Origin of the sequence: Rubritalea sp., assembly GCF_039830215.1 — a bacterium.
Classification (GTDB): Bacteria; Verrucomicrobiota; Verrucomicrobiia; order Verrucomicrobiales; family Akkermansiaceae; genus Rubritalea.
Map to the genome: position 1 here is coordinate 1 of NZ_JBDOPO010000344.1, position 5,821 is coordinate 5,821.

The 5,821-nt window shown below is 42.7% G+C and carries 9 protein-coding genes; all 9 read right to left on the minus strand.

All coding sequences use genetic code 11. The features are described 5' to 3' along the window. On the minus strand, positions 1–206 hold a 206-nt coding region (locus ABGY95_RS11560), incomplete at its 3' end, for a hypothetical protein (RefSeq protein WP_347441838.1). A 101-nt stretch (positions 207–307) separates the two neighbouring features. Further along, entirely contained in the window at positions 308–784 is a 477-nt protein-coding gene (locus ABGY95_RS11565) for a hypothetical protein (protein ID WP_347441839.1), read from the minus strand. 68 nt (positions 785–852) lie between these two features. After that, complete coding sequence (locus ABGY95_RS11570; RefSeq protein WP_347441840.1) at positions 853–1,239, minus strand: hypothetical protein; 387 nt, start codon at positions 1,237–1,239, stop codon at positions 853–855. A 16-nt stretch (positions 1,240–1,255) separates the two neighbouring features. Continuing rightward, entirely contained in the window at positions 1,256–2,257 is a 1,002-nt protein-coding gene (locus ABGY95_RS11575) for a cellulase family glycosylhydrolase (protein ID WP_347441841.1), read from the minus strand. A gap of 228 nt (positions 2,258–2,485) precedes the next feature. Continuing rightward, positions 2,486–2,878, minus strand: coding sequence for a hypothetical protein (locus tag ABGY95_RS11580; RefSeq protein WP_347441842.1), 393 nt, complete (start codon positions 2,876–2,878; stop codon positions 2,486–2,488). A 32-nt stretch (positions 2,879–2,910) separates the two neighbouring features. Beyond that, on the minus strand, positions 2,911–3,591 hold the full coding sequence (locus ABGY95_RS11585) for a hypothetical protein (protein ID WP_347441843.1): 681 nt from the start codon (positions 3,589–3,591) through the stop codon (positions 2,911–2,913). A 437-nt stretch (positions 3,592–4,028) separates the two neighbouring features. Beyond that, complete coding sequence (locus ABGY95_RS11590) at positions 4,029–4,490, minus strand: hypothetical protein (protein ID WP_347441844.1); 462 nt, start codon at positions 4,488–4,490, stop codon at positions 4,029–4,031. A gap of 80 nt (positions 4,491–4,570) precedes the next feature. Then, on the minus strand, positions 4,571–4,798 hold the full coding sequence (locus ABGY95_RS11595) for a hypothetical protein (protein WP_347441845.1): 228 nt from the start codon (positions 4,796–4,798) through the stop codon (positions 4,571–4,573). A gap of 273 nt (positions 4,799–5,071) precedes the next feature. Beyond that, positions 5,072–5,623 (minus strand): hypothetical protein, encoded by a 552-nt coding sequence (locus ABGY95_RS11600; protein ID WP_347441846.1) that lies wholly within the window; start codon positions 5,621–5,623, stop codon positions 5,072–5,074. Positions 5,624–5,821: the final 198 nt, after the last annotated feature.

The following is a 5,821-nucleotide window of genomic DNA, read 5'->3' on the forward strand; positions in this document are numbered from 1 at the left end:
GCCTCGAAGGTATCTTTTGAGATCAATGGCTTTACGGCACTCAGAGCCTTCCGCAATTCGGATACGTGAGACTTCTTCTCCGCTGACTTTCGTAGCAATGCCTCTACCTCCGAAGCAATCGCTCCATTTGCTTCGCGGATCGCGTCGTCGATCAACCACTCTGAGAATGAGGAGCGGACTAGAGATTCTGACCAAGGTTGCGACATGATGGATTCTTGGGATAACGTAAAGCTCACTCGGAGAGAGTGAGAGGAAACTTTACTTTTTGGTTAATGGTTTAAAGTAGTGTTAAAATCTGACTGCTAACCTACTCTCTGTCGATTGCAGCGTCTTGTTCGCTTTGTGGTTGATTTGATTGTTCGAATAACAAACCAAGCCACCAATAAAACACAATCTCGAACCCAATAATAAGCAATGCCCCTGCGGGACTCAATGCATCATCTCCGCCAACAATAGACGCCAGAGCCATGATCACCACTGCGGCTGGAATAACCAAAAGCAACATGCGAACCGTAATGACCCAGCCAAGACAAAAATACTTGATCACAAAGTTATTATCAAAAGTATCGAGATTCTTGCTTTTAAGGTGTAGCAACCCAAAAACTGTGATTACGACGGAAGCAAGTGCTGCAGCGATGTCCCACAGATTAGGCTCTCCAAATGCGAAAATCCATCCGACTGCCATATAGATCATGTAGGCCATGAAATATGGGCCCACTTCAGACTGCTTAAAGGTGCTGTTCTGGAACTTATCTATCAAAGGTGCTGCGGAGATTATTTGCATAGTATTATTTTTAGCGAACGTCTTAGATAACCGATGAGAATGAGAAAAATGAGCGCAGCGAATGGTTCTCATTCGGTTGATCTTTTTGTTCTGTAGTTTTTTAGTTTTTTTATAAATGTAATAGTTTCTGAATCAACTGGCTTTGTCGCTTGAATCCAATCTCCGTTCTTCTTTTTCATGTTAACGATTAATTGGTTCTTATGAATGTTGATAGTAATTGTTTTGTTGCTAAGTTCATTATGAGGTACAAAACTAACATAAGATGAACTCCAATTATCAGTGTTTTCTAGAAACCAATTTTTGACCTCTTGGAACATCTCTTTTGATAGCTGGACGGGTTCTTTTTTATAAGCTGTATAGGTTAATGAAGTTCCTAGAGCTTGCTTAAATTCTTTTTCGTAGTTTGTACAACCAGAGAGAATTAAAATTGTTAATAGGCTTAAAATTATTTTCATTTTTTATTACAGAACGTCATTCATCAGGCGCGCCATTAGGCGTCGCCTGGATGGATTTGTTGGCAGTTACTCCAATTGTCTTCCTGATGAAATCTACCTCATTTTCGGAATACGGGGTTCCGTCAACGCGGTATATATCATGGAACCAGACTTTCGGTTCGGGAAATGCCTCACCCGGCTGAACAACGCTGTCTTTGTGCTTCCGAAGTTCGTAGACGTCTTTGCCTTTGCGGGTCTTCCAGGGCCAGACAGTACCTGATTTACCTGAGACAAAGCCCCAGTTATAGGCAGCAACACCATGCTTCTTGAGAATCGAAAGAGATTTTTGGAACGTGCTTCCAGGTCTTGCCATGTATTCAGTACACAAGGCGGGACGATCGGTCTTCTTGTACACCTTGACGGTGTCTTCCAACTTCTTGTCACTATAGCAGTGAAAGGAAATGACATCGGAATTTGCACGCGCAATATCTACGTAGATCTTGCCGTTTGATCCTTCCGCTGTGGAACAGATTGGTTGGGAGGGGTTCTCTTCGCGTGCCCACTTCCATGCATCCATCAGAAGGCGGACGGATTTGTTGCCAGCGGATCGGCCGGGTTCATTGTACAGTTCCCATGCCAGCACGCGTTTGTCGTTCTTGAAGCGACGCATGGTTTCCTGGACGTAGCCTTGCAGGCGCTTCTTTTCCTCCTCGGTGGCTTTGCCGTCGTGATAGCGAATGAGCAATTCTGTAGCAGGTGACTTTACCCAGCCGGAGTTATGGTATCCCTTGACGCAGGGTGGTTGCTTGCCAAGTACTGGATCGGGACGATGACAGTCATCGAAAAAAACGAAAAGTACTCTCATTCCGTGCTGATCACATAAATCAAGGAACTGATCCATCCGCCCATAGAGGCCCTTTGCGTCCTGTTCCCATAGCAGATCATGTAAGTAAACACGCAGGGTGTTGAAACCAAGACTCTCCGCCAAGGTCAACTCCTCATTGATGATGTCAGGATCAAAAGTGTCCGCCTGCCACATCTCAAGCTGATTGATAGCATTAGCGGGGATGTAATTGCACCCGACAAGCCACGGCTGCTTGTCATACCACGCCTTGGCCTTTTCAACGGGCCAGCGGCCTGGAATCTCTTCAACTTGTGCCAACACAGGTACACTTCCAACAAAGCATATCATCGCCCAATACATGGCGAGCATTTTACATTTTATATTCATCTTCTTGTAATGTCAACGTCAAAGTGTGGCGCGGCGTTAGCCGTTGCCACCACTGACTTGTTCGGTGTCCCATTTTTGAAGTCCCAGCTCAACCATTAAAGTGTTTTCATCCTTGGTATCCAGATAACGGTGGAACTCTTTCATTCTCTTAGGAAGCATCACTCTACCGATAATCATGACGCCACCGATTACGCCGATCACAAGCGAAAGGATTAGATGCAAGCCGATGGCTGCAAATGGTCCTTCGACATATTTTTGGTGTAAATATTGAGCTCCGATCATCCATGACATAGACCACAAAACCCAAAGACCGAAAAACGTAAGCGCCCAAGTCCAATTTGGATTCTTTTCTCTAAAAGCATGCCAAACCTGTTCACAGTCATTTTGAGTGAAGCTTTCGAGAACCGGGTGCTGGTAGATTTCTTTCATTTCTTTACCGAACGTTTGAGGCCTGCCACCCGCTACTGGGAGCGCCCCTCCGATTCTGGTTGGGATTTCTGATTGCCTTCCGACTTCGACTCCGGAGCGGTAGCGGGTTGGTCAGCGCCGACTTGTTCGCCTTTTGGTTTTGCACCAGGATACTTCTTATGAAAACGATCAAGCTCCGACTGAGGAATAGGAATAAGCTTCGTGAAAATCTTCTTCAACTCGGCATTCGTGTCGAGCCATCCAGCTCCCTGTGGATAGCTGAATACAAAGTTTCCACAGACCCAACAAAACGTGCCTTCGTGAAGAAGGTCTTCCCCAGCGTAAATCCTGATACCGTGAATCGGAAAATGGCAGAATGCTCCTCCTGTGTGTTTGGGCTCAGCAATCTTCTTGCTTAGAGTTTCGAGGAGTCTCTTGCGATCACCAGGTCCAATCTCTTTGGTGCTGAGAATCTTGGTTCGCTTGCCGTAAGGCGCAATTGAAATGGTCTCGCTACCATCTCCACCACCAAATACGTCGTCATCGGAAATCCCGTCAAAGTCTACCAAATAAACAACAACCCTATCTGCCTTCTTAATCAGAGCGGCTTTTCCTACACGATACTTAGCCTCGGCCTTCTCGATAGCCTTGTAAAACTCAGAATCCAGGTCCTTCTGAGCGATACATGGAAGGCACATATAAAGTGTGATCAAGAGTAATGGAATGAGTTTCATATTTTTTTTTGCAGAACGATGAGGTGTCTCAAGACTGAAGCGCGAAGCGCGAAAGGAATTGAGACCACCGGCTGGTTCACATTTTTATTTTTAGATTGAAGCCCAAATTGATCCGATAAGGTAAAAGTTAAAAGCAGATAGGCCGAATAAACATAGGCCATAGAGTGAGATGACAGTAAATTTCGCTTTCTTTTCTATTTTCTTTTTTACGTAGAAGCACAAAGCGCCGACCCAGAGAACAAGCGGAAATAGTATGCTAAAAATAATTATTTCAGCCGGTGCGGGAATCCGAGCAGCAAACAGAGGATTCAAGATGACCAAAAAGAGAAGGATAAGACTTCCAGCCATCAATCCTATTTGCTTTGGGGATATTGATTCCATTTTTGTGAACGTCCAGGATGCTATTAGGTTGATCCGTTGGTTAGGACTTTTTTGATTTATTGGTTTACTTGGAAGTGTGGATCTTTTTCAGAATATGAGTACTTTTCGAACTCTTCTTTAGTTAACGAAATGTTTTTTAACTCTGCTAGTTTCGAATAATCTTTCTTGAACTCGTAATGAAAAGCTTTTTGGTTCTTCTCGTAAAGGGTTTTTATAATCCAAAAGCCAGCATCTTTATAGACTAGTTTTTGATCTCCTTCATAATAAGTAATTGAGCTGATTGAAGTTTGATCTTTATAGGGGAGATAAATGATGTGTCTTTTTAAAGTTTCTTTTGTAAAAACCTTTTTGCTAGCAATTCGGCCATGAGTCCAGAAAAGTTTTTCAATTTTTTCATTTCCATTTTGTGTTACTGTTAGATTTTGTGGGGGTCCATACTTCTCAGCTTCATATGGTATACGACCTCCATTACAACTTGTGAGAATAATAATAACTAATGTGTGTATGAAAATTTTCATATTTTGTCCTAACGTCTTAGATAACTGATAGCGAATAGCAACGAGCGAAGCGAAGTTCAGCTATTCGGTTGATCTTCTTGTTATGTCGATTGTGTTATGAATATATTTTTTGAGAAGTGGTTCGGATGAATAAAAACTTTGATTTCTTCTCCAGCTTCTCGGTGATTATACTTAGATGTTAAAGATGTATTTTTTTTCTTTTTCCCATCCGTATAGCTAATATCAAACTTAGTTATCCCCATAAAGCTAAAACCAACAGCTTCAATTCTACCTTCATATACATACTCTTCTTTAATAATTTCTTTCATAATTTTCATTCTGAAAAATCTCATAATTTCGGCATAAATAATCACTATAAATGGGAGATAAATTATTGGTTCCATTTCAAGTCTGATCATAATATGAAGGACATAAATGGCGAATGCCGTCATTAATGAAAAGAAGGATACAAAAAAGTAAATGCAACGAGTCGGGTCAGAATGTAGGAATTTTTTATACATTGTATTTTCTTTTGACATAACGTTAAGCTCACCTACGGGGAAATCGCGGCAGCGGATTCCCCGTTAAAGTGAAGCGGTTTGTTAGCGTTTCTTCTCATTAGATTTCGTGTTAGCGGTATCTCTAACAGCCTTAAGTTTCAGTCTTAGATCCTCCGGAAGATTGGGATTACGAGCCAGCCACGCTTGGTCTACCGAGTTCCCCTCGTCAAAAATAGCCCACATCAGTTCTATTGGACAATTGGGGTTGAGCGCTAAGCTTAAATTCCCAATTTCTTTGCCTCTAAACATTTCAGTTAGTATGTGTTGTGAAACATTCGGATTACGTGCGATATAATCGTTGACGGTTGTGTACTTGCCTTTGGTTCTAAAACCTAACACGATTTCCAATGGTGTTGAGGGATTTGAAACTAAGCCAGTGTGAACTTCGAAGTTTGAATGCGCTGCAAGTTTCCTGAGAACTGGAACCGGAGTACTTGGATTGGCTGCCAAGAGATGTAGAACAGCGATGTTTTCGAATTCCGCTATCGATTCCGCTTCATTTAGTGTAAGCGGTCTTCGGTTTACAACTTTGTTGACCAACGACTCTTCGATTCTCTCTCCACGGAGATGGTCCTTGGCTCGCTTTCGATACAACGGCGGTGTGTTACAACTCGTTAATATCAGACTAAGAAACAAGCAAAGAGCGAGAGGTATCGAGTAATGTTTCATATTCACTACGTCGCTAACGTCGAGCACACCGACTGATGACCACTCAGTGTACTTACGGGTTTATGTGATGTGAAAATTGTCATGTAAGTAGGACTCTCCAGCTGGTCATCAGTTGGGTGCAGC

What these genes read in the sequence shown, in the direction of transcription:
- ABGY95_RS11590 (WP_347441844.1), bottom strand. Translation starts at nt 4,490, where the DNA reads ATGAAAATTTTCATACACACATTAGTTATTATTATTCTCACAAGTTGT.
- ABGY95_RS11595 (WP_347441845.1), bottom strand. Translation starts at nt 4,798, where the DNA reads ATGAAAGAAATTATTAAAGAAGAGTATGTATATGAAGGTAGAATTGAA.
- ABGY95_RS11575 (WP_347441841.1), bottom strand. Translation starts at nt 2,257, where the DNA reads ATGTGGCAGGCGGACACTTTTGATCCTGACATCATCAATGAGGAGTTG.
- ABGY95_RS11580 (WP_347441842.1), bottom strand. Translation starts at nt 2,878, where the DNA reads ATGAAAGAAATCTACCAGCACCCGGTTCTCGAAAGCTTCACTCAAAAT.
- ABGY95_RS11585 (WP_347441843.1), bottom strand. Translation starts at nt 3,591, where the DNA reads ATGAAACTCATTCCATTACTCTTGATCACACTTTATATGTGCCTTCCA.
- ABGY95_RS11565 (WP_347441839.1), bottom strand. Translation starts at nt 784, where the DNA reads ATGCAAATAATCTCCGCAGCACCTTTGATAGATAAGTTCCAGAACAGC.
- ABGY95_RS11570 (WP_347441840.1), bottom strand. Translation starts at nt 1,239, where the DNA reads ATGAAAATAATTTTAAGCCTATTAACAATTTTAATTCTCTCTGGTTGT.